The 1,094-nt window shown below is 33.1% G+C and carries 1 protein-coding gene; it reads left to right on the top strand.

Features of this window, described 5'->3' with window-relative positions:
• The first annotated feature begins 423 nt into the window (after positions 1–423).
• Positions 424–912 carry a hypothetical protein gene (locus D3P13_RS21775; RefSeq protein ID WP_117885818.1) on the top strand — a complete coding sequence of 163 codons (489 nt, stop codon included), beginning with the start codon at positions 424–426 and terminating at the stop codon, positions 910–912.
• Positions 913–1,094 lie beyond the last annotated feature (182 nt).

Genomic DNA, 1,094 nt, shown 5'->3' with positions numbered 1-1,094 from the left:
TTAGCAACCTTGCAGCTTACTAATGGTTCAGGGCGTTACCCATGCCCATAAGGGACTTGCACCCTCTAGATTAATTCTTTACTTTCGTAAGGAAAAGATGCCCATGCTGGGCACACACACCGTATATAATTTATTGCTGGCTTCTCGCCTACTTACGAAAGTCCTCGCGGACTTTCTTTGTCCGTAATTATTTACTAAATTAGTTGCTTAAACCACGCAACAAACCATATACAAACACGTCAGACTGTCTAATAACCTGTTTTCGTAACTTTAATATTCGGGCAGGTGTCTTTGAAAATTTCTGAATAGGCGATTCTCAGCGATTGAAATTTAGTTATTAGACAGACTGACGTTACCCAACATTTGAGAGAAACATTGAGAAAACGAAAAATCATAGGAATTCATCTATTAACTTTTGTCATTTTGACAATAGTTTTATTTTTTTCGGCTGAACCATTATTAAACAAATTTGCTTCGGGAATTCATAATGTTGGAATGTGGCTGAATTTGATAATTTTTGGAACTATCGGAATTCTGATTTTGATAATTATTTCGTGTCAGATTTTCTTAAAAAAAGGAAAAAAGAAAAAGCGGATTGAAAAAATTGAACTGACCGAAAACGGATTTCAAGTCAATTACGATGAAGAAATTACTCAATTCCAATGGTCAGAGATTGAAAAATTGACTGGATTTAAAGTTGACCGATTAACAACAGATGATATTTGTTTAAAAATAGAATCAAACAACAAAACATCTTATGCAACAGAGGAATTCAAAGGTTGGCGGATTTTTATGAATAAAATGCTAATGGAATTTCCGCAGATTGACAAAAATTGGGAAGGAATTATAGAAAAACCAGCATTTGAAAGAAAAGAAACTGAATTATATAACCGAAATAAAAACGTTGGGTAACACCGTATATAATTAATGGCTGGTTCTAGCTTGTTTACGAAAATCTTTGCAGATTTTCTATTCGGTTTTTATTTGCTAAATTAGGTGCTTAAACACGCCACTAATCAAGAACTGTGTTGATTTCCTAATGTTTTTGCTTTTATTTTTTTACAATATTATCTTAGGGCTTTATTGAAGTAGAA

It is taken from the genome of Aureibaculum luteum (assembly GCF_003449015.1).
Classification (GTDB): Bacteria; Bacteroidota; Bacteroidia; order Flavobacteriales; family Flavobacteriaceae; genus Aureibaculum; species Aureibaculum luteum.
Note: the sequence above shows the minus strand (reverse complement) of the source record. Positions and strands in the feature narration are given on the sequence as shown.